The following is a 20,658-nucleotide window of genomic DNA, read 5'->3' as shown; positions in this document are numbered from 1 at the left end:
GGAAGACCACCGGCACGGTCTTCAGGCCGAGGCGCCGGGCGGCGGTGAGCCGCTGGTGGCCGCCGATGACGGTGTTGTCCTCGCGTCGTGCCAGGACGGGCTGCACGAAGCCCCACTCCCTGAGGCTGCGGGTGAGCGCCTCTAGCTCGGCGTCGGAGATGCGGCGCGGGTTTGCCGGGTCGGGGCGCAGCTGGTCGATAGGGACTTCCAGGATCGTGAGCGGTGTGACCGCAGTCATGCGCTCCTCCTGATCGCTTCCGCCTCGCCGAGCATCCTCAGCACGGCGAGCAGCTCCGCGCCGGTCGTCTCGCGCAGCCAGGCCCGCCAGGCGTCGTCGCCGGCCACCGACTTGCCGCCGGCCATGCGCAGGCGAGGCCAGGCGTGCCGGTCAAGCGCCGCGAGCGCCAGGCCACGCAGGTGGCGTTCGCACAGCATCGAGCCGGGAACGGCGGCGTCAGTGCAGGCGCCGGCGAAGTCGTCCGGCAGGCAGCGCGAGACCGTCATAGCCTCGCCTCGACTTCCCGGTGCTTTAAGCAGCGCGGGGAACCATGGGCGGCAGACGAGTCGATCTCGTCACCGCAGTGACAGGCGACAGCCTGTGTAGGGTGAAGGGTTGTGTGGGGTACTTCTCGATCTTCCCGCGTGAGGCCTTCTTCTCGAGCAGAAACTTCTATCGACCCTGCACTGGTGCAGGGTCGTGGCCGTCCTGTTCGCGGTCGGAGCGGAGCCCCAACCCTACATAGACGTTCCCCTTCCCCGAGCGCTTTTTCGCGAACCTGGCGCCCATCTTGGTGCCGAAGCTTGTCGCGGATAGGCGCTCCCGTTCGGTCATCCCTTGCTGCGACGCCCAGCGCTGGTAGGCCAGGTATATTTCGGTCGCACCACACTGAGTGTTTGAGTTGGTCACGCAGCAGTCGTCGATGAACTGACTGAGCGGGTCGGATTCATTGCGATACTGCTCGGTTGCGGCCCTCACGGACGCAGGCGCTCCCAGGCCCTCGCTCTGCCAGGCGAGGCAGCCTCGGAGGGCTCCACGCCAGGATGCCCGGTAGCTCTCTCACAAGCTTGGCGGCGAGGTGTTTGTCCTGGTTGCCGATGAAGGTGCACGTGAACGGCACCAGGCGCACTCGCCGCCAGAAGCCGTACGACAAGTCGTCCACCCGTGGCCGGTAGTTGACGGCTAGCCAGTACTTCGCCTCAGGGATGAAGCTAAAGTACTCGCGGTGGAGGAAGCGCGCGGAGATCGGATCGCCGCCGGTCAGTGCCTTGAGCCGCGCCTCATTCAGGCGAGTTCCGTCGTTTGTCTCCGCAGCGGTTACAAGGCGCTTGGACGCGAGAGGCGCAACATCGTTCGGTATGGTGGTCCGGTTCTGTAATTCGAAGGTCGAGAATGGTGCGTTAAACGCGTAGTCGCCAGCAAGGGCGCGGATGGTTCCGAGAAACACGCTCTTCCCGTTCGCACCGGAGCCGTGGCAGATAAAGAGGCATTGCTCGCTGGTGTCGCCGCTTAGGCTGTAACCGACTGCCTTCCAGATGAAGTCGATCAACTCCTCGTCGCCCTCGAAGATCTCTGCGAGGAACTACAGCCAGCGAGGGCACTCGGCGTCCGGGTCGTAACGAACAGGGACCGAGTTGCTGATCCCCTGTGCGGGCTCGGCTTCGAGCAACCGGCCGGTGCGAAGGTCAACAACGCCGTTCTCCACGCCGAGCAGCCAAGGGTCGAGGTTCCAGGAATCGCCCGCATCGGCGATGGCCGCCTCGTTCTTGGCGAGGTCTAGCATCGCGTCGAGGCGTTGCCGGTTCTCACTCCGGATTTGCGAACTTCGCTTGGGCCTGCTTCTCCTCGGGGTCTTCCAGGCCGGAAGCTGCAAGGAACCTCTGGCGCACTGCTTCCTTGGCCAGGCGGTGGACTTCGCCGTCCTTGTCCTCTGCCCATTTCGTTTCCCGCCAGAGCAGCCAGCGGCCGCGCCCGTGGTCGTAGCGAAGGCGGTCCCCGTACAACTGGGCGAGGAGCTCGGCGTTGCCCGAGTCCGTGCGCGGAAAGTCGGTCAGCCGCCGCCTGACTTGCGCCGGCGTTGAGATGAGCGCGGCAAAGCCGGTCCGCAAGCCGAGGGCCGCCTTCCACTCCTGCCAGCCCTTGCCCGCGCCCTCTGGATGGAAGCAGTGCCCGGCGTAGGCGCCTGAAGAAAGGTTCTGTCCAACCCCGCATTCAAAGTCTCTGCCGTCGCCGTGAAAGGGGCAGCGGCGGACGTGGTACCAGGTCACACCGGCCGCGTCAGGTGGCTGCTCCCGATACTCGATCCCGGCTTCACGCAGAAGGTCTACGAGGAGGCGCCTGCCAGGGGTCGCGCGAATGGCGGCAGGCGGTTCACCGGCTGGCTTCGTGTCCGTTCCGCGGCCGAGCGCAAGTAACTGCTCCCGAGTAACTGGTTCAAGGTGCTCGGGCGAGCGGATGATCTCCGACCGACGATGCCGGCGCTCCGCGGTCTGGTCGCCCTTGACCTTCATCGTGCCGATGAGGCCGGCGATGCGGGCGGCGTTGTAGACGCTGGTGTCGATGTGCGCCGCCTGGCTTTTGAACCGCCGGTTCAGCTCGTCCAGCGCGCCCTTGACAAGCCGCGTGGATTCCGCGTCGTTCGGCAGGTCGAGGCCGTACAGCAGGTAGAAGCCATTTCCGGACATTGCCACGAGCGGCTCGGGCCACCCGGTGTCGGTCAGGAAAGCAAGGGCAGCGTCGCGCACCTGGCGCGCCTCGGCGAGTTCGGCGTCAGTGCTGCTGATCCCTGATGGCCTGTCGGGGTCAATGTCGATGAGGAGCAGGCTTCGGCGAATTACCTCGCCGTCAGGAGTTGTGTCGCGCTGTCGAGTGATGCGGTTGTTGGAACGAGCGATCAGGTCTGGATTGACCGGATTAAGAGTGAAGAAGATGTTCCCGAACCCGTCCCACTCCGTTATGGCCTCCGCCAGCTTGTCCGGCGAGTCGAACCAGCCGGCGGCGACACCTCGATACCTCTGGTGTGCTGGGATTCGGACTTCGCGGACGTCGCCTTCTCGCCAGATCAGGTGCAGAAGTCGGAGCGTGTCCTCGAGAGGCCGGGGGGAGTGTTCATTGACGAGGAGAGGAGTGACTCTTGCTAGGCTGCCCAAGCCACCGCGAAGGCGGCCCAATGCGCCTGAACTCTGTGCGGGAGAACTACGGGACCGGTTTGGAGTCGAGGGAGCTCGATTCCCCCCGTCTCCACCATCTCCAAACCTCTCCACTACTCTGTTCTTCGGGGGCTCTGTTCTTCAGGGCTCAGTAGCCCATCATCTTCTGTCTGGCTGACATCAAGCCGACCAGCACTCCCATGGCCGATCAGGTTCAGTCCCCCAGGGGAGCCAGCTGACCCGGGCCTTGCCGGCGACCAGAGGAGTGCGTGGCTGGCAGCGTCCGGGCCGCCATCTCCGCCGGCGCGCGGTTCGATCGGCGGATGGTGTAGGCCCTCCTGAAGCTCTGGAAGGCTCATCTGCCACAGGCTTGAGGACGAAGATAGAAGTGGCGTGACATTAGCGAGGCGATCCGGAGTGAGAACGAGGGTTGAAGGAGTCAGCCTGCATGCACGGAGGGTGCTCGGTTAGGCGCTTGCCAGCTTCGCCGAGAGCGCCCCGGTCGGTATCTGCGTCGCCGAAGCGGGCAAGTTCCCGTTTACTAACCGCACCTTCGCGGCTACTACCGGCTACGAAACCTCCGAACAGAATCAGGTATGGCTCCTGCAGCCCGGCTAAGGCCATGGCCGCGCTTGCAGTCAACGCGCAGCAATCGCGGCATTGCACCCGCCTGAGGCTCGACCCCATCCGCCTGCCCCAGGGCGCCGCTCAGCAGGCCCACCGGTATCTGGGTGTGGCCGCAGGGGATGGACGGCATGAACGGCGGCCTCGGCGTCGGCGGATGCCGATTCGGACGGCGGCCGGATCGAGAGGGCTAAAGAAAGAGTGCGCTCGCTACCCATCAGTCTGACCACCGCCCTCATCCTGGGGCTGCTCGGTCTCGTGCATGTCGCGGGCGGCGTCATGGTCTTCGGACAGGTCGGGGACCAGGAGATGGCGACGCGCACGGTGAATCTGATGGCTAGGCAGAGGTTGCTTGCTCAGTCCATGAGGTTACGCACGATAGAGATCCTCGCCGCCAGGGACGAGGCTCGCGAGGACCTGAGGAGGGAGCGGGCCGAGTTCAGCGCCGCGCTTGACTCCCTCAACTCTGGCGAGCTAGGGAGCCTGCCGGAGACCGTGAGAAGGTGGTTACGCTTCCTCGAGTCGCTCTGGGCCCAGCAGGACGCGCGTCTCCTTGTCGCCGAAAAAGAAGACAGCGATCTGCCTGCGATCACCACGGCCGTCCAAGATGTGGCGACGATGACTCCCGTGATTATCAAGGTGGTCGATAGCGCCGTGCGGTCGTACGAGCGGGAATACGAGCGCCAAGTGCGAACCATCCGGGCGCTCCTGGTGTTTGGCGCCGGCGCGGACGGGTGCCTTGCCGTTCTTGGTTGGCTGTATCTTCGCCAGCGCATCACGCGCCCGCTATCGCGCCTGGCCGAGGGCGCCAAGCGCTTCAGCCGTGGTGACCTTGACTTTCGGGTCGCCATTGACGCCGACGACGAGTTAGGCTTGTTCGCCCGTGAGTTCAACAAAATGGCGCAGGAACTGCACGCGATCCACGCGCAACTTTCCGAGCAGGCCCGCCGCGACTCGCTGACCGGCGTCTTGAACCACGCCGCGATCGTTGCTGACCTTGGCCGCCTGCTCGAGTCCAAGCCCGCAGCTCGCCATGCCGTCCTCATGGCTGATGTGCGCGGCATGAAGGCGGTCAACGACACCCACGGCCACCCGGTTGGCGACGAGGTCCTAAGGCTCATCACCCGCGTGCTCTCAGCGGAGGAGGCGCTCGTTGGACGCTACGGCGGCGACGAGTTCATGGTCGTGCTTCCGCACGCCGACCCAGAAACGGCCAGCGACTACCGGAAGCGCACCACCGAGGCACTGAGGTGCATCTCCACTGAGTTGGGCCTACCGCTCGAGGCCATCGACCTCACGCTGGGAGTGGCGCACTATCCACAAGACGGTAAGACCGCCGAGGAGCTCATTGCCGCGGCGGACGCGGCGATGTACCGCTTGCGACGACCGCGCGCGGCCTGACTGACACCGGCGGCGTTCTGCTATCCACGATAATGAGTTCGGCCCAATTGCAGGTGGCTAAGCGGGCCTTCTGGGGTGTATGTGCTAAGGCTCAGTCCCCGCGCGGCGTTCTCGTCGCGCAGGCCCCGCGCTGCCTGCGGTCGATATCCCCAGCCTCCGGCTTCGGGTCACCGACCGCAGGCAGGCAGTAGGGTGCGGGCCCTCAGACTTTCACGAGCTTGACCTGCGTGTCGTAGAAGACCGCGCTCCCGCCCACGAGGTCCGATAGGGTCGTATTGGTCAGCTTCGGGTCGGTGCGGAGGGCGGCGTTTGCATGCAGTCCCTTGGCGCGGCGCGGGTCGCCCTTCACTTTCTTGCCGTCGATCATGACGTCAGAACTGCCGTACGCCCAGTGGCCGAAGCCGAGCGAGTAGCTCACAACGCCCGGCCTGATGCCTTCGATGACCTTCAGCTTTCCGACCATCGGCTTCTTCGTCCCGTTGCGCAGGTCCCAGATTCCCTCGGCATTGGACGCCGATGTCACCTTCACGCGGCTCCCATCCTTGAGGCCCAGCCGCTCCGCGTCGCGGCGATTGATCACGAAGACGCCCTCCGGGTTCAGGCTTAGCAGCCAGTAGTCGGCGACCGTCCGGCTCTTTGTATGCGTAATCTCCCTTGCCGTGATCAGGCGCAGGTCGAAGCTCTCGCCGTCGTCTACGGGCCTGCCCAACGAATCGGTCGGCGCGGGAGTGTAGTGGGGGATGCCCCGGAAGTTCTTCCCGCTCATCGAGTCCTTGGTCGTCGCCGTCTTCTCCTGGTACATGTTGATGAGGGCGGCGTACCTGTTCCTCAGCCTCTCGCCGTCGTAAGCGGCCTCGTAGTTATCGAAGCGCCCGCCGCGGTTGAGGACGTAGACGACCTTGCGCCAGAGTTGGGGGGAGACCGCGGCCTGCCACCGCGATAGGTCAAAGGTAGGCGCCGACAAGTGCCGCCGGCTCTGCACGAAGAGAGCGAGCTCTTCGTCCCCCGCGTCCGGGACGGCCTCGGAGCCGTCGGCCTTGTGGCCGAAGGCAATGTTGGCGACCTGCTTCAGATAGAGGTCCTCAGGGCGCTTGAAGTCGCCGTATGCCCCGAAGCCTCCCGGGCCGAAGCCGGGGAGGCTGAGCTTCTCGGCCAGCGCGAGCAGCAGTGACTCCAGGCTGAGAGGAAGGTCTTCACCGAATACCTTGACCGTCTCGTTCGGCGAGTCGATCGCGGGCTGGCGCACTGGCTGCACCTTCCAGACGACGCTAGATTGGGTGCCGCCGAACTCCCAGCGCTCGAGATACGTGAGGTCCGGGAAGATGTAGTCGGCGTACATCGAGGTCTCGCCGATGACGATGTCACTGGCAATGAACAGCGGCAGCTTGTTGACGTCAGCGAGGACTTCGATGTTGGTGTGCCCGGCTGGGAGCGAGTACACCGGCGTCCCCATGTACAGGAGCAGGGCCTTGACCGGGTACGGGTAGGCGTCACCGATCGAGGGCACGATCTCCTGGTACACGTCGCTGGCCAGAGGGAACCACGGGCGTTTCGCAGGATAGCCCTCGAAAATGGTGGTGTCCTCGTACTTCATGTCGTGGCGGATAATGCTGACCCCGAAAGCCGTGGTCTTACCGGGGTGCATCTTGGACAGCGGATAAGGCTGACCGTCCTTGGCTCCGGCCTGGTCGTAGGTCGCTCCGGCCGTGAGGCCGCCCTTCCAGTCGTAATTGCCGATGAGCAGGTTCAGGCAAAACCAGGCGCTGCAGTTGTAGAAGCCGTTGGTGTGCTGGGAGACGCCGCGATGAATGTCGGCTGCGGCCCGCTTGCCGTGACTTGTGAATTCGAAGGCGACTTCCTCCAGGTCCTTCGCACGCAGCCCCGTGATTTCCGCCCACTGCTCGCTGGTGCGCGAAAGTGCCTCTTCGCGCAGCAACTGAAGGCTGCTTTTGACGCGCACGCCGCCCACCACGCCATCCACGAACAGGTCGCCGACCACCGCCTCCTTGCTGTCGTTCGGGTCGAAAGCTACGGGCTGGCCGCCCCTGAGGACGACGAAAGGGTCGAACTCCCACACCTTGCCGTCGCTTGTCGGCCGTGTCTCTTTGGGAGCCAGACCGATCTCGGAGGCCCGCAAGAACTTGCCAGGCTGGCCTGCGGCATCGATGCGCACGAGCCACGTGGCGTTAGTCCAGGAAGCTTCGCCGGCCGCAGCCGCGGCGGCCTTGTTGGCGTTAGCCAGGAAGCGCTCGTCATAGCGGCGGCTTTCGAGCACATGCCGGATCAGGGCCATGGCGACAGCCCCTTCCGTCCCCGGCTTGTTAGGCAACCACTTCCAGGCCTTGGCCGCAGTGCGCGACAAGCGAGGGTCGATAACGACGTACTTGAGCCTGCCCTCAGACTGGTTCTCGACGATGCGCTTGGCGCGCAGCGGCGGCCCCTGGCTTGCCTCGAAAGGGTTCACCCCCACGTAGATCGTAAACTCGGATGACTCCTGGTCAGCCTGCCAGAAGAACTTCTTGCCGCCCGTGAACTTGCCCTCATCGAACTGCTCGCTCATTGCCTTGCCGGCGAAGTAGAGCGAACCCTGACAAACCGTCGTGTGGCCGTGGGCATTGACCGAGCCGAAGGCGTCCCTGGCGAAGCGCGAAATGAGGTCGCCCCTGCCCGACTTGAGACGCCCCCAGGCGAACACGAATTGGTTGTTCTTCGGGCCCAGGTCCGGATGGTCGGGGTCGATGAGCTTGTCGAGGTTGGCGGCATGCGTCTGCTTGAACCTGGTGACCAGCGCCTGCTTTGCGTCGCGGTCCTTCTCTTCGAGGATCTTCTTGACGTCATCGGCCATGGCCTTGGCAGCTGCCGGGTCTCGCACGGCCCAGAGGTCGCGCAGGCCCGTCACCTCCCTGTTCTCCTCGCCGGCCACATGCTTGAAGAGCCTTCCCCCGGAAACTATCTCCTCGATAGCCTGGTCGAACGGGATTGACTCCCACCGGTTCGAGCCACGGGGCCCGGCCCGCTTGAGCACCTTCACCACCCTATAGGGGTCGTAGGCCGTCTGCATGCCGGCCTGCCCTTTCGGGCAGATCGCCCCATCGAGGGTGGCCATGTCGAAGGGTGAGGAGTCGTAGGAGACGTGAGGCCTCATCGTCCAGGGGCTGTAGGGGCTGCCGTCGATCTTGACCGCGACGCCCTCCTGCACCTTGACCTTGATGCCGCACTGGGTGTTGCACTGCTGACAGACCGAATAAATGATGTTCTCCGGCTTCGCCAGGAGGTACTCCTCGGTAGCCTTGATCCGCCCCTCCTCGCCGCCATCGAAGGCCTGCAGGATCCAGGGCGTGCCCGCGACCACGGCCGCCCCGCCAAGCAGCGCCGAGGTCTGGAAGAATTTCCGGCGACTAAGGGCAGAGTTCCGCGACGTCGCTTCCTGGGTCATCGTGACGACTCCTTGCTGGGAGAGACCAGGGGCAGGAGACGGTAGCCCGCGTAGAACAGGCCCGTGGCCAGAGCGGCGGAGAAGAAGGAAACCGCCCACTCCATGGCGCTGGGGAAGTAGCTATACGACAACCTGCCCTCAACGAACGCATCGTCGAGCCCCTCGAGTTGGGGCTCCGTGAGGCCTGGAATGACGATGTTCAGCCGCGTGGCGAAGAAGCCGACGGCGACAAGGAATGCGGCCAGGCCAACCCAGGCCACCGATCGAGGCCGGCTCAGCAGCAGCGCCAGTGGAATCACGGACCCGAGTCCGATCTGAAATACCCAGAAGACCCAGGCGTAGGGCCCGCCGATGATGTTGCTCAAGGGTTTCGTGGAGGCGGGAATGTCCGCGTACAGCGTGATGCTGAACTCAGCCCACACTATGAGCAGGTACACGCCCAGCAGCGCGAGGGTGACCTTGCCGAGCGTCGGGACGATGTCGCGCGGATGCCCGCTTTCGGAGGGAGGCAGCGCGACCGCGGCGATCGCCGTGACCAGCCCTGTACCCGAAGCAGCCGCCCCAACAATGAACATGAGCGGGAACAGGGGCGCGTTCCAGTACTCTCGAGCGCCCACCACACCGAACAGGGCGCCGCTGCCGCCGCTGATCGCGATCACAAGCGGTATCCCGAGTGTGGCCAGGAGGCGCACGATGCTGGCGTCAGCGCCGCTTTGGTCTCGAAGTGGCGCGCGGGCGCGCGGACGCCCGGACAGGGCATCGCCCGGCCGACCCAACAGCAGTGCCGCCAGCCGGCCTCTCAGCGTAGGCTCGGCGGCCCACAGCTGCAGGTCCGCTCTCATGACGAACCAGAGTTCGACGGCTATCAGGATCAGATAGGCCATGTACAGCCAGACTATCCAGGCCATCATCGAGCTCGGGTTGGGGTAGAGGAAAACGCGATAGAAGCGCCACTGGTGGCCCAGGTCCAGCCAGATCGTTACCAGGGCCGCCAGCAGCGCCGCGAGCGCAGCGAACAACGCCAGCCTGGCTGCTGGTTCGAGCCTCTTGATCCCGAACACGTAGATGACCGCGGAGACCAGGAATGCCCCCGCGGAGATGCCCGCAAAGTAGACGTAACTGGCGATCCACAGACCCCAGGGGATGCTGCTCGTGTAGTTCGCCAGCTCGTGGCCGGTCAGGAACCGGACGACGACTCCTCCCAGGCCGAGCACCATGGCGACAGCCCAGACCAGGGCGACTGGGACCACTAGCTTCTTTACGTCGACCGGAGCAGAGGCCCTTTGTGAAAGCTGGATCTGCATTGCTTTCCTCCTAGGCCAGGTAGAAGACCTTGGGCTCAGTGCCCAGGTCTTCCTTGAGACGGAAAACGCGCGCATCGCCGATGAGCTCGCTCACCAGGCTGTCGGCGTCGTTCCTGTCACCGAAGAACGTGGCGCTCCCAATGCAGGTCGTGACGCAGGCAGGCAGCATGCCGGCGTCCAGTCGGTGGGCGCAGAAGTGACACTTGCGCACGTTGCCGATGGGTGACTCGTCACCGCGGCGGTCCCAGGCGCCGCCGTATTCCGGGGACGCCATGACCTCGTAGGGCTGAAGCGCCGGCGTGTCATCGGTGTAGTTGTCGCCGAAGTCGAAATAACGGGCTCCGTAGGGGCAAGCCGTGATGCAGTAGCGGCAACCTATGCACGCTTCGTAATCGATGACGACGATGCCGTCCTCGCGCTTCCACGTCGCTTCTACAGGGCAGACGGACACACAGGGCGGGTCGTCGCACTGCTGGCAGGGGCGGGGCAGCCAGCGGCGGGTGACATTCGGGTACTGCCCGATCTCCTCCTCGATCACGGGCCGGTAGACGACCCCTGGCGGCAGGTGGTTCTCGGCCTTGCAAGCGATCGTGCAAGCCGAGCAGCCAACGCAACGCTCGAGGTCGATGACCATGGCCCACTTGCGCTGGTCGATTGGTTTCTCCAGGGCGCGCTGCAGGTCAGCCTGCATTCGGACGATCGCGGACACGCTTTTGTCCGCGTTCTGCGCGGGGCTTGGAGACGGCCGCTCCCTGGTCACAACCCGCAGGGGCAGGAGCTCGCTGAGAGGTGGGAACTTGATCGTGTCGCCGGAGTTAGGGCCGCCGGTGAGGCGTTCGGCGAGGGCCTCACGGAGGTTTTCGGCCCTGAGACGCGATGCAGTGGCACGCGTCACTCTTCCGGAACCCTGGCGTACGGTGCTTGCGCCGGCGCCAGTTGGCACTAGTGCTGTCAGCAGCGCCGCAGAACCTGCCGCGGTGACGCCACCGAGGAAGCGCCGGCGTGACTGCTTTCGGCGCGGGACCGATTCGACGTCCGGCCGCCTGCCGGGGCCGGGATCCTCAAGGCTAACTTCCATCCTGCATGCCTCCTCCAAGAGCGGAACTGAAGGCCGGAAGTCCACCCCTCCTGTAGCCAATCATGGCCCTATTCGTGACTGGTACGACTAACGAACGGCCCCAAAAGGTCAGGCCCATTGCCCTCAAGTCGCCGCCTGAATGGCAAGGCAAGTCAGGCCGAATGGACTGCGGACCTGTGCCGGGCTTAACCGGACGTCAGGGACAGCCGGCGAATCAGAGCGCGGAAAGCACCGACGGGCGAGTTGGTGTCAGGGCTGTGAGTCGACAGCGGCGCGCTCGCGGTCGCACTGGTTGAGGTCACAGGCTCGTCGACTCGCGAGAGGCGCATGCGAAACGCCATCGAGGAGCGCCGCGTCGCATGGCTGACCGGGCGCCACTTCGGGCGCCCTCCCGGCGCCGGGGCATGGGCGACCCTGTCAGGGCGCCGGGCCAGTCCCGGCTGGATGGCTCACGCGTGCTCAGCAAGCCACGGAGATGAGTGGAGTGACCCTCGAGCCTGACGGGCGTCAGCCGGCGTTTTCGCGCTTCGCGACCTGATAGATGGTCGTGTGCCGCTGTCGCCACAGCTCCGTGCCGTCGGCCGCGTATATGGTGCAGTCGTAGGCGCCGTAGTGGTGGCCCTTGCGTTCGTAAGACTCCCGGAAGGTGGCGGTGGCGACGAAGTCCTGACCCGCGAAGGCCGGCGCGATTATCTGCAGGTGGCTGCGGGCGTGGATGGCCGGTCCGTAATCGTAACTGTGGTGTAGTACTCCCGGCGGACGGCCGGCGATCCAGCCGGGGTGTAGGCGAGGCCTGGGCCCGGTGAACAGCGGGTCGTTCGTCCGCGCCCTCTTTTCCGCGTACTCGCGAGCCTCTTCGACGGTGACGGTGAAGCCGAGAGGCGACAGCCGGCGCCCGACGGGCGCGACCTCCGGGGTTAGAAGCGGGTGATGTTGCAGTTCCGGTTCTGGCTCCTGGAACGGAGTCTTCAGCAAGACCTGGTCGAGCCAGGGAGCGTCGCCGAGGCCGAGCTCCCCTTCGACACGGTCATGTCCATCAAGCCCGGTTATTTTGAGCCGGGCGACGCTTCCATCTTCCTCGAGGGTGATCACCAGCTCGTCGCCGGGGTAGGTTGGACGCCGGAACGTGAGGTCCGCCCAGCCGTGGTCGAGCCAGGATGTCCCGAGGACTTCCAGGATCAAAGGCGTCGACCAGCCAAACACCGTGACTCCGCCGACCAGCGCCGCCTGGTACCCGTAATCGCGCGCGCCCTCGGTCGAATGGATCGCGTTTCGGATATCGGGCCGGTCCGGTCCCGGCAGGAACGCGGTTACGCGAAGCTCGGCGGTCGGTTTGGTGGTCATTTAGTCTCCCTGTACTTGCGGCAGGCGGTCCGGCAGTGATTAGCGGGCTGGCCTTGGCTTGAGCTTATAGATGGACGTGTGCTCCACCTCCGCGAAGCGCTCGCCGGACGACTCGTCTGAGACTACTACGGAGAAGGTGACGTACTTGTTGTCGTTTCGCTCGAACAAGCGAAGCACCTCGCCCGTGACCAGGGCCTTCGTGCCCAGTGGTGGCGCCTTGAAAAGCCGCAGATTGGAGGTGACGAAGACCCCGGTTTCGTAGTGGTAGGTGCCATGTATCAGTCGCCCGTAGGCACTGAAGAAGACGGCCGGCGGGACGACCCTCCCGTCCGGACCCTCGTAGTCCGCCGGCGACTCCCCGGTCCGCTCCAGGAACGCGGCGACGAAGGGCTCGTCGTAGGTGACCGAATACGGGCGCAGCTTATCTCCGGGCTTGCAGTTCTCTTCATTTAATTCAGGCAGGTCCATACTCTCATTCTCCGATGGCTCGCTCGGCGGCGGCGATTCTACGGAAGCAGTGGCCGGCTCAGCGCGAGTTGCAGCTTGCCTGAGCCTCGGCCAAGACCTCCTTCGTTGGACTCACAACGCGGAGTTCCACCACCACCCTACCCAGCTCGTCTGGGCCCTCGACCACCTGGCCCTCCACCGTGACCATCGTGCCTTCATAAACCGGGCGCCGCACTCGGCCGCTGAAGGTGGCGTCGGAGAGCCAGTTTCTGCCGAACGTCTCGCGCATGAGCCGGCTCATGTAGCCGAGGACCGTGGGGCCAGGGACGAAGCCGCCCTCGTATCCCATCTCCCGGGCCTTCTCATCGTCATGGATGCTGCCCTTCGAGTCGGCGGCCGAATTCACCGCTGAGATCTGAAACGAACGAAGCTTTCGTTCCGGCTGTGCTACTGACGCCAAGGCGAGTCCTCCTCAGTTGACCGGTTCGGGGTGACGCAGCCTCCATACTCGGGCCAATGTCCCTAGCATTCAACGCCAATTCCCCGGCTGATTCATTCGAGAATACGGGATAATGCGCTCGGTTCTGAGACCCAGCACCCAGAACTGACGGGGGTCATATGCGGTTCGAAGCGGTGCATTCATTCGCAAGTCTGGTCAGGGCGGGCTCCTACCCGGCCGCTGCCGAAGAACTCTTCTTGAGCCCGACAACGATACACGGGCACGTCAAGAGCATCGAGGAGGAGCTCGGCGTCACGCTTGTCGTCTTCAACGGCCGCAAGCTTGAGCTGTCACGCGCCGGCAGCAGGTTCTTCGCCTTCGCCGAGCAAATGCTCGCCGAGCGGGCGAAGCTGGAAAGGGATATCCGCGGCCTTTCGCGCCGCGACATGGGCCGCATTAGGATCGCCAGCCTTCATGGTCCCAGCGTGTACCTGTTGCCGCCCGTGATCCGTGCCTTTCACGCACGGCATCCGGACTCGAAGATTGCCGTGACCGCCAATGGAGTTGGGGAATGCGAAGCGGCCCTCGTCAGCGGCCTCGCTGAGATCGCCATCATCAATGACCTCCACATAAACGAATTATCCGGCGAGTTCGAGGCCACGACGGTCAGCGAAGACCGAATGGAGATGGTGGTCCGGGCGGACTGCTATGAGCCGCCCGACCTCAAGCTACTCACCAGGTACCCGCTGGCCCTTCAACCGGGGACGGGAGTCTACCGGCCGATCGTCGAACAATGGGCCCGCCGCCAGGGCCTGACATTAGAGGCGCCCTTCGAGCACACATCCTTCGATGGCCTGCTCGCGCTGGCGATGCAGGGCTCCTGCATCGCGATGGTTGGCTCTTACGTGGCGCGCCTCAGTCCTTACGCCAGACATCTGCGCATCCTCGACCTGCCCCACTTTTCCTTCGAGCGGAAGGTAGTCGCGATGCACTCGAAGCGGCCCGATCCCCTGACCGCCGAGTTCGTTCGCTTTCTCTCGGAGTTCGACTTCTCGGCGCTTCGGCCATTCGGATTTCCCGAATGATGGGTTCCCCAATCTCTGATCGCTACGCCCGCGTTTAGCTGCTAGATTACGCGCGTTCCACGCCGGACTAGCGGCTCCAGGCCGCCAGAGAGAGGGAGCCCATGCTTACTAAGCGAATCACACGCCGCAGGGCGATCGTTGGACTTGGGGCCGTAGGAGCCGGGGCCCTGGTTGCTGCCTGTTCCTCCGGCAGTTCGAGTGGCGGCGGCTCAGGGTCCACGGACACGCGCAAGCAATCAAGCGGCCCGCCGAAAAAGGGAGGGACGCTCAGGTTCTCCTTCTCCGGCGACCCCACAGGGCTCGACCCCAGTACTTCTCGTGGGGGGAATGACCACCACTGGCTGTACAGCATCTTCGAAAACCTGGTGAACAGCGACCCAACCTTCCAGGTGGCGAAGGGCATCTCCGACAAATGGGAAGTCATTGACGACTTGACCATTTCCTTCCACGTCCCGGCCGGGGGCTTCGTTTATCACGACGGGACGCCTTACACGTCCCAGGACGTCAAGTTCATGATCGACCGGCACCTCGACCCGGCTACGAAGTCGTTCGCCGCCGGGTCTCTGGGTTCAGTCGACAAGGTCGAAATCGTTGACCCGACCCACGCCGTGTTCAAGCTGAAGGCGGTGACGGCCTCGATCTTCGCGATACTTGGCGACCGCGCTGGGATGCTCATGTCCCCGGCAGCAATCGAGAAGTACGGCGCCGACTTCACTAACAAGCCAGTCGGCTCAGGCCCGTTGAAGTTGGACAGCTGGCAGCTTGACTCTTCTCAGAAGCTCTCGCGGTTCGCCCAGTATCGTGTCTCGGGGTATCCGTACATGGACGGTGTGAATGTGGACATCGTCCCCAACTCCTCGGTGCAGTATGCGAACCTCAAGAGCGGCAACTCCGACCTGATCTTCATCGCGCCGAAGGACATCGACGCGGCTCGCAAGGACACCGACATACAGATGGTGCAGTGGGCGAGCACCGGCTACACGCAGGTGAACCTGAACATCTCGCAGCCGCCCTTGACGGACATCCGGGTCCGCCAGGCGATGACTTACTCGCTGAACCGCAAGGCGATTCTCGAGGGCATCTACTTCGGTGATGGCGAGCTGGCGAACGGACCGCTGACAAAGGCTACGTGGGCATACAACCAGAACCTCAAGCCCATTGAGGAGGACCTCAAGAAGGCAACCGACCTCGTGAACGCCTCCGGCATAAGGGGCAAGCCGTTCGACCTCCTGATCACTGCCGATGAGACGAACACGCCGCTGTCCGAGATGCTGAAGGCGCAGTGGGCGCGCGTCGGGATCGAGGTGAACATAGTGGTCACCACGCCCCAGCAGGCGACGATCGACTTCCGCGACCAGAAGTACCCGTTCTTCCTCACGGGTTTCTCCGGACGCGCGGACCCTGACCTGACGATCTACGACAACTTCCACAGCAAGGGCGCCTTCAACCGCGCCTCCTTCAACAGGAGTTACACGCCGGAGGAGAGCCAGAGGACTCTCGACGTAAAGATCGAGAAGGCGCGCCAGATTTACGACCAGGCGCAGCGCAAGGTGCTATACGACGACATCCAGAAGCAGATCGTCGAGAATGCCCATGGCATCTTCTTCACGCACCGCACCAATCGCGTGGGCTTGAGCAAGCGGGTCCGCGGCTTCACGCCGTACGGCGATGGCAAGCTGAGAATGCACGAGATGTGGCTTGAGTCGTGAGCGGTTACATCATGCGCCGGGCGCTGAACGCGATCCCGGTGCTGCTGTTGATCACACTTGGAGTTTTCGCCCTCCAGCACCTGACGGGTGACCCTGTCCAGGCCCTGATCGGAGGTGACATAGCGTCTACTCCGGAACTGGAGGAGCGGCTAAGGCAGGACCTGGGACTCAACGACCCAATGCCGGTGCAATATCTGCGCTGGCTGGGAAACGTGCTGACGGGTGACCTTGGACGGTCGATTCAGAACCACCGGCCCGTGCACGAGACCATCGCCGACCGGCTCCCGGTCACGCTGCAGCTCGCGCTCTGCGCCTGGGCCATCGGGGTTGCCATCTCGCTACCACTTGGAACCATCGCGGCTGTCAAACGCAACACCTGGATCGATCACACTGCCACGGTGATGGCCCTGAGTGGCGTCGCGATCCCTGCCTTCTGGATGGGCCTAATGTTCATCCTGATCTTCGGAGTGTGGTTCCAGGTCCTCCCTCCATCAGGCTTCGTCCTTCTGTGGGAGGACCCAGTCGACGGTGTGCGGCATCTTATCCTGCCGGCGTTGACCCTGGGGCTGCACCAGACCGGTTCGCTGACCAGGCAGATGCGCTCGAGCATGGTGGAAGTCCTGAGCCAGGACTATATCCGCACCGCGCGCTCGAAGGGACTCGTGGAGCGGTCGGTCATCCTCGGCCACGGCGCTCGCAATGCACTGCTTCCGGTCTTGACGATCCTTGGTATTCAGGCTGGCGGACTCATCGCGGGCACGGTCGTGGTCGAACAGGTCTTTGCCATACCGGGCATGGGCCGGCTTGCGCTGAGCGCTGTGACCTCACAGGACATCCCTTTAGTGCAGGGATTTGTCCTGCTGGCGGCGATCGCCGTCGTCTCGGCGAACCTCATCACCGATGTCCTCTACGGAGTCCTGGACCCGAGGATCCGGTATGGCCGCTGACGGCGACGCTGTCCGGCAACTGAGCGCCGACGCGACCCTGGCGCTGCCTCCCGTCCCCCGGCGGTTGCCGGCGCTCATGGTTGTCGTCCGGCGCCACCCAGTCGGCGCTGCCGCCTTCCTCGTGATCGCCCTCATCGCCTTCTCCGCGGTTGCCTCGCCGCTCATAGCTCCATACGACCCGCTGATACAGGACTACGACGCCCTACTGAAGGGGCCATCGGCCGACCACCTCCTCGGGACAGATCAGGTAGGGCGCGATCTCCTGAGCAGGATCATCTACGGTTCGCGCGTTTCACTTGTGGTTGGTGTCGTCGCCGTGGGGCTCGCGATTGCCGTGGGGACGCCCCTCGGGCTCGTCGCTGGTTACTTCGGTGGCGTGGTCGATGAGGCCGTGATGAGGGTGATGGATGCGCTGGCGGCCCTTCCGAACCTGGTCCTCGCCCTCGCTATCGTCGCGACCCTCGAGGCCAGTCTGATCAACGTCATGATTGCTATAGGCGTCGCGTCGGTGCCGCTTTATGCGCGCCTCACGCGCAGTCTGGTCCTCTCTCTGCGCGAGCGAGACTTCGTGCAGGCGGCGATTGCCACGGGCGCCAGCGACCGGCGCATCATGCTGCTCCACATCCTGCCCAACGCGACATCGCCGCTAATCGTGCAGGCTACTCTCGGTCTCGGTTTCGCGATCCTGGCCGAAGCGGGTCTCGGGTTCCTCGGGGTCGGCGTCCCGCCCCCTACACCGACCTGGGGGAACATCCTGAACCTCGGGTCGCCCCTACTCGAGCGAGCGCCGTGGCTCTCGATAGCGCCAGGTATGGCTATCTTTATCCTTGTCCTCGCCTTCAATCTCCTGGGCGACGCCCTTCGGGACCAACTCGATCCGCGAACTCGGAAGGCTTAGCGCCAGTCCACAAGAGAGGTCTGTCTAGCGTATGATTCTGCCCTTGTCCGGAATCCGCGTGCTTTCGATGGAACAGGCGGTTGCCCTCCCATTCGCGACGCGCCACCTTGCCGACCTCGGCGCCGACGTGATCCGAATTCAGTCCCACAAGCGCCGGTCGCCCGGCACGGGAGAAATCGACCTCACCCGCAACAAGCGTCAGCTGGCTATAGACCTTGCAGCACCCGGCGGACGCGACATCTTCCTCAGGATCGCAAGAGAGTGCGATGTGGTAGCGCACAACTTCACGCCGCGCGTCGTCCGTCAGTTCGGCATCGACTACGAAGGAGTCCGCCGGGTCAGGCCGGACGTCATTTATGTCTCGCTTACGGGATTCGGCACAACGGGGCCCTGGGGCGAGCGCCCGCTCTTTGGCCCGGGTGCAGAAGCGGTCGCGGGACACAACCTGTTGATCGGTGACCCGGATGCATGGCCCGGCAGGCCCGGCACCAACGTCTACGGAGACGTCGTCTGCGGCATGAACGCCACGTTTGCGGTACTCGCGGCGCTGGAGGAGCGCGAACGTACGGGCCGGGGCCAGCACATCGACATATCCTTGTACGAGACGGCGGTGTCTTTCCTCGGGCCCGTGATTGCGGCAGCGCAACTGGGCGCAGAGCCACGACGCCTGGCCAACCAGGATGCCAACTTTGCCGTCCACGGAGTTTTCGACTGCGCGGGCACGGACCGCCACATCGCGTTGGCTGTGCGATCCGACCAGATGGATGACCTCGCCGCCGCGCTCGGAATCACGGAGCCTTCGGCAGCCGCGGTCCAGCAGGCGCTGGCCAGCATGGACGCCGACACTGCGACGTCGAAACTTCAGGCGCGCGGAATAGCGGCGCACGTAGTCTCGGATGCAGCCGACGTGGTAAACGACGAGCACCTCTGGTCGCGTCGCTACTTCGCTACCGTCGAGAGGTCATTCACGGGGAAACCTGAACTCTACGCGCATGCCGGTCCGGCCTGGGGCGGAGGGCCCCTGGTCCCCCTCCAGGAGGCTCATCCGCTGGGCGCCGACACGGCCGTCATCCTCCGGGAGATCGGCGGCTACTCTGACGAAGAGGTCGCTGAGTTCGCCCGGGCGGACGTCATCGGACTCGGCGAGCGCGACCAGTTCCGTGGCTGGCCTGCGCCCGACCCGGTCCGCGTGACGCGAGGCGAACTCTCCCGCATCGAGCCCGACCACGATGGCTGGAAGCGCTTCGCGCGTCCGGCAGAGGCTGCCCGATGACGCCGCGGCCGAGGGCGCTCGATGTGTCGTCCGGAGTCGGCGCAGCCTACGCCGCGCGACTCTTGGCCGAAGTCGGCTGGGATGTGGTGAAGTGGGAGCGGCCAGACGGCGATCCCCTCCGGAAGCAGGCCTCGCGCTGGGGTGCTGGGGTCGGCGCGACGTTTTCCTTCGTCAACGCGGGCAAGCGCGGACTGGCCTGCGACGAGGAGACGCTTCGACGGGTTGCCTCCGTCGCCGACGTGGTAGTCGGCGACTTCTCTCCTGACGGCCTCCGCGAGGCCGGCCTGCCGGAGGACGCGTTCGAAACGCTCCAGCCGCTCAGCGTAACCACCTCGGTGAGCGCTTTCGGCCTTCGAGGACCAAAGGCCGGGTACGCCTCGACGGAACTCATTGCCCAGGCCGCGAGCGGCTTGCTGTTTCTCACGGGGGAATACGATCAGCCGCCGATGCAGCTCGCACCCTACCAGGCGGCACTCATGGGCGGGGTGGCCGCGGCAGCCGCGACGCTGGCCGCCCTGCGCGTGGCTCGCATGACCGGCTCGCCGCAAAGGCTCGATGTGTCGATGGTCGAAGCGCTCGCGGCACACACATACCAGTCCATCAGCGGCTACGTCTACAGGGGAGAGGTCGCGCGGCGGGAGGCGCGCATCAAGGCGGGTCTGCGCATGGTGCCGGCCAGCGACACGTACGTGTACTGCGCGCCCGGCGCCGTTGCCACCATGCGCATGGACGGCATCGCGAAGCTACTCGACGAGCCCAGGCTGGCGGAAGAGAGGTTCCAGACTGCGGAGGGACGGATGGAGCACTACGACGAGTTCGTCTCGCTGTTCGTGCCTCCGTTTAAGCGAAAGTCGGCGAAGGAGTGGTTCGAGGCGGCTGAGGCCATGCACATGACCTTCGCCCTGGTGCAATCGATTGACGATCTCTTCTCCTGCCCCCAACTCAAAGCGCGTTCGTTCTTCAGGGAGATCCCGGGGCCGGGAGAGACGTCGCTGCGTGTGCCTGGACGTCCTTTCCGGTCTGAGGGTGCGCCCGAGCCATCATTGGCCGGCCCGCCTCCCCGGCCCGGATCTGACACCGCTGGTGTGCTTGCCGAGTGGCTGGGGGCCTGAGCCTTGGCTCGCTGTTGCTGGCCGCTAAGCCATCGCCACCCGCGAGGCGCCAGCAAGGGCGCGGCCGGTCCCGAGGGACGGGCGCTCCGCGCGCATGGCCATCGTCACCGCACCCACCCATCTCTCTCGTCCTGCTGACGTCGCTGAGGCAGCTTCGGCCCCAGTCCGGCCTCGACCGCAGGAGCTAAACGCCGTCGAAGCAGAGGCGAAGTAGGCGAAGGCCCTCTTCGATGTCGCTCAAAGAAATCGCGCCGTAACCCAGCATGAGGCCGCGCTGGCCTTTGGCGCGGGCCGCGACTTGGGAGAGTTCGTGGACCTCCACTCCCAGATCCGCGGCTCGCCTGACGATCGTCGGCGTATGGTGGGCATAAGGCTCGAGGACGAGGGCCGTGAGATGCAGGCCGGCTGCTGAGG

Annotated in this window: 19 protein-coding genes; 7 read left to right on the top strand and 12 right to left on the bottom strand. The window is 64.7% G+C overall.

All coding sequences use genetic code 11. The features are described from left to right. The 5 genes from VNN10_06200 to VNN10_06180 form a co-directional block, all read right to left on the bottom strand. A partial coding sequence (locus VNN10_06200) for a ParB N-terminal domain-containing protein (protein ID HXH21602.1) occupies nt 1-238 on the bottom strand: 238 nt, incomplete at its 3' end. Beyond that, nucleotides 235-504 carry a hypothetical protein gene (locus VNN10_06195; protein HXH21601.1) on the bottom strand — a complete coding sequence of 90 codons (270 nt, stop codon included), beginning with the start codon at nt 502-504 and terminating at the stop codon, nt 235-237. The genes VNN10_06195 and VNN10_06200, both read right to left, overlap by 4 nt. Before the next feature lie 440 nt (nt 505-944). Continuing rightward, on the bottom strand, nt 945-1,568 hold the full coding sequence (locus tag VNN10_06190) for a phage/plasmid primase, P4 family (GenBank protein ID HXH21600.1): 624 nt from the start codon (nt 1,566-1,568) through the stop codon (nt 945-947). 12 nt (nt 1,569-1,580) lie between these two features. Further along, on the bottom strand, nt 1,581-1,781 hold the full coding sequence (locus VNN10_06185) for a hypothetical protein (GenBank protein HXH21599.1): 201 nt from the start codon (nt 1,779-1,781) through the stop codon (nt 1,581-1,583). A gap of 22 nt (nt 1,782-1,803) precedes the next feature. Beyond that, a complete protein-coding gene (locus VNN10_06180) occupies nt 1,804-3,147 on the bottom strand; it encodes a hypothetical protein (GenBank protein ID HXH21598.1) in 1,344 nt (447 codons plus the stop codon). A gap of 825 nt (nt 3,148-3,972) precedes the next feature. On the opposite strand from VNN10_06180, the gene VNN10_06175 reads away from it, so the two are divergent. Then, nucleotides 3,973-5,172: a diguanylate cyclase gene (locus VNN10_06175; protein HXH21597.1), complete on the top strand. Its 1,200-nt coding sequence runs from the start codon at nt 3,973-3,975 to the stop codon at nt 5,170-5,172. Nucleotides 5,173-5,374: 202 nt separating this feature from the next. On the opposite strand, the gene VNN10_06170 is transcribed toward VNN10_06175, so the two are convergent. From VNN10_06170 to VNN10_06145, 6 genes are all read right to left on the bottom strand, one after another. Beyond that, complete coding sequence (locus VNN10_06170; GenBank protein ID HXH21596.1) at nt 5,375-8,608, bottom strand: molybdopterin-dependent oxidoreductase; 3,234 nt, start codon at nt 8,606-8,608, stop codon at nt 5,375-5,377. Continuing rightward, a complete protein-coding gene (gene nrfD, locus VNN10_06165) occupies nt 8,605-9,912 on the bottom strand; it encodes an NrfD/PsrC family molybdoenzyme membrane anchor subunit (GenBank protein ID HXH21595.1) in 1,308 nt (435 codons plus the stop codon). Before nrfD ends, VNN10_06170 begins: the two co-directional genes overlap by 4 nt. 10 nt (nt 9,913-9,922) lie before the next feature. Further along, nucleotides 9,923-10,603: a 4Fe-4S dicluster domain-containing protein gene (locus VNN10_06160; GenBank protein ID HXH21594.1), complete on the bottom strand. Its 681-nt coding sequence runs from the start codon at nt 10,601-10,603 to the stop codon at nt 9,923-9,925. A gap of 894 nt (nt 10,604-11,497) precedes the next feature. Beyond that, nucleotides 11,498-12,334 carry a hypothetical protein gene (locus VNN10_06155; protein HXH21593.1) on the bottom strand — a complete coding sequence of 279 codons (837 nt, stop codon included), beginning with the start codon at nt 12,332-12,334 and terminating at the stop codon, nt 11,498-11,500. Between the two features lie 39 nt (nt 12,335-12,373). After that, on the bottom strand, nt 12,374-12,802 hold the full coding sequence (locus VNN10_06150) for a hypothetical protein (protein ID HXH21592.1): 429 nt from the start codon (nt 12,800-12,802) through the stop codon (nt 12,374-12,376). 58 nt (nt 12,803-12,860) lie between these two features. Continuing rightward, nucleotides 12,861-13,241: a hypothetical protein gene (locus VNN10_06145; GenBank protein HXH21591.1), complete on the bottom strand. Its 381-nt coding sequence runs from the start codon at nt 13,239-13,241 to the stop codon at nt 12,861-12,863. A gap of 158 nt (nt 13,242-13,399) precedes the next feature. On the opposite strand from VNN10_06145, the gene VNN10_06140 reads away from it, so the two are divergent. The 6 genes from VNN10_06140 to VNN10_06115 all read left to right on the top strand — a co-directional run bounded on the left by VNN10_06140 (nt 13,400) and on the right by VNN10_06115 (nt 20,244). Next, nucleotides 13,400-14,305, top strand: a complete 906-nt coding sequence (locus tag VNN10_06140; protein ID HXH21590.1) for a LysR family transcriptional regulator — start codon at nt 13,400-13,402, stop codon at nt 14,303-14,305. Between the two features lie 101 nt (nt 14,306-14,406). Next, nucleotides 14,407-16,014, top strand: a complete 1,608-nt coding sequence (locus VNN10_06135; protein ID HXH21589.1) for an ABC transporter substrate-binding protein — start codon at nt 14,407-14,409, stop codon at nt 16,012-16,014. Beyond that, entirely contained in the window at nt 16,011-16,961 is a 951-nt protein-coding gene (locus VNN10_06130) for an ABC transporter permease (GenBank protein HXH21588.1), read from the top strand. The genes VNN10_06135 and VNN10_06130 overlap by 4 nt, the downstream gene beginning before the upstream one ends. Then, the gene (locus tag VNN10_06125) at nt 16,951-17,859 is read left to right on the top strand and encodes an ABC transporter permease (protein ID HXH21587.1); all 909 of its coding nucleotides are present in this window, start codon (nt 16,951-16,953) and stop codon (nt 17,857-17,859) included. Before VNN10_06130 ends, VNN10_06125 begins: the two co-directional genes overlap by 11 nt. Before the next feature lie 43 nt (nt 17,860-17,902). Further along, nucleotides 17,903-19,132, top strand: coding sequence for a CoA transferase (locus VNN10_06120; protein HXH21586.1), 1,230 nt, complete (start codon nt 17,903-17,905; stop codon nt 19,130-19,132). Next, the gene (locus VNN10_06115) at nt 19,129-20,244 is read left to right on the top strand and encodes a CoA transferase (protein HXH21585.1); all 1,116 of its coding nucleotides are present in this window, start codon (nt 19,129-19,131) and stop codon (nt 20,242-20,244) included. Before VNN10_06120 ends, VNN10_06115 begins: the two co-directional genes overlap by 4 nt. A gap of 184 nt (nt 20,245-20,428) precedes the next feature. On the opposite strand, the gene VNN10_06110 is transcribed toward VNN10_06115, so the two are convergent. After that, nucleotides 20,429-20,658, bottom strand: a 230-nt coding sequence (locus VNN10_06110; GenBank protein ID HXH21584.1) for a PLP-dependent aminotransferase family protein, incomplete at its 5' end; no start/stop codon positions are given.

It is taken from the genome of Dehalococcoidia bacterium (assembly GCA_035574915.1).
GTDB lineage: Bacteria > Chloroflexota > Dehalococcoidia > DSTF01 > WHTK01 > DATLYJ01.
This window is presented reverse-complemented; position numbering and strand designations above follow the sequence as displayed.

Excerpts from the sequence above, each read along its gene's own strand:
- VNN10_06195 (HXH21601.1), bottom strand. The coding sequence starts at position 504 with ATGACGGTCTCGCGCTGCCTGCCGGACGACTTCGCCGGCGCCTGCACT.
- VNN10_06185 (HXH21599.1), bottom strand. The coding sequence starts at position 1,781 with ATGCTAGACCTCGCCAAGAACGAGGCGGCCATCGCCGATGCGGGCGAT.
- VNN10_06170 (HXH21596.1), bottom strand. The coding sequence starts at position 8,608 with ATGACCCAGGAAGCGACGTCGCGGAACTCTGCCCTTAGTCGCCGGAAA.
- nrfD (HXH21595.1), bottom strand. The coding sequence starts at position 9,912 with ATGCAGATCCAGCTTTCACAAAGGGCCTCTGCTCCGGTCGACGTAAAG.
- VNN10_06160 (HXH21594.1), bottom strand. The coding sequence starts at position 10,603 with ATGCAGGCTGACCTGCAGCGCGCCCTGGAGAAACCAATCGACCAGCGC.
- VNN10_06155 (HXH21593.1), bottom strand. The coding sequence starts at position 12,334 with ATGACCACCAAACCGACCGCCGAGCTTCGCGTAACCGCGTTCCTGCCG.
- VNN10_06150 (HXH21592.1), bottom strand. The coding sequence starts at position 12,802 with ATGGACCTGCCTGAATTAAATGAAGAGAACTGCAAGCCCGGAGATAAG.
- VNN10_06140 (HXH21590.1), top strand. The coding sequence starts at position 13,400 with ATGCGGTTCGAAGCGGTGCATTCATTCGCAAGTCTGGTCAGGGCGGGC.
- VNN10_06135 (HXH21589.1), top strand. The coding sequence starts at position 14,407 with ATGCTTACTAAGCGAATCACACGCCGCAGGGCGATCGTTGGACTTGGG.
- VNN10_06125 (HXH21587.1), top strand. The coding sequence starts at position 16,951 with ATGGCCGCTGACGGCGACGCTGTCCGGCAACTGAGCGCCGACGCGACC.
- VNN10_06115 (HXH21585.1), top strand. The coding sequence starts at position 19,129 with ATGACGCCGCGGCCGAGGGCGCTCGATGTGTCGTCCGGAGTCGGCGCA.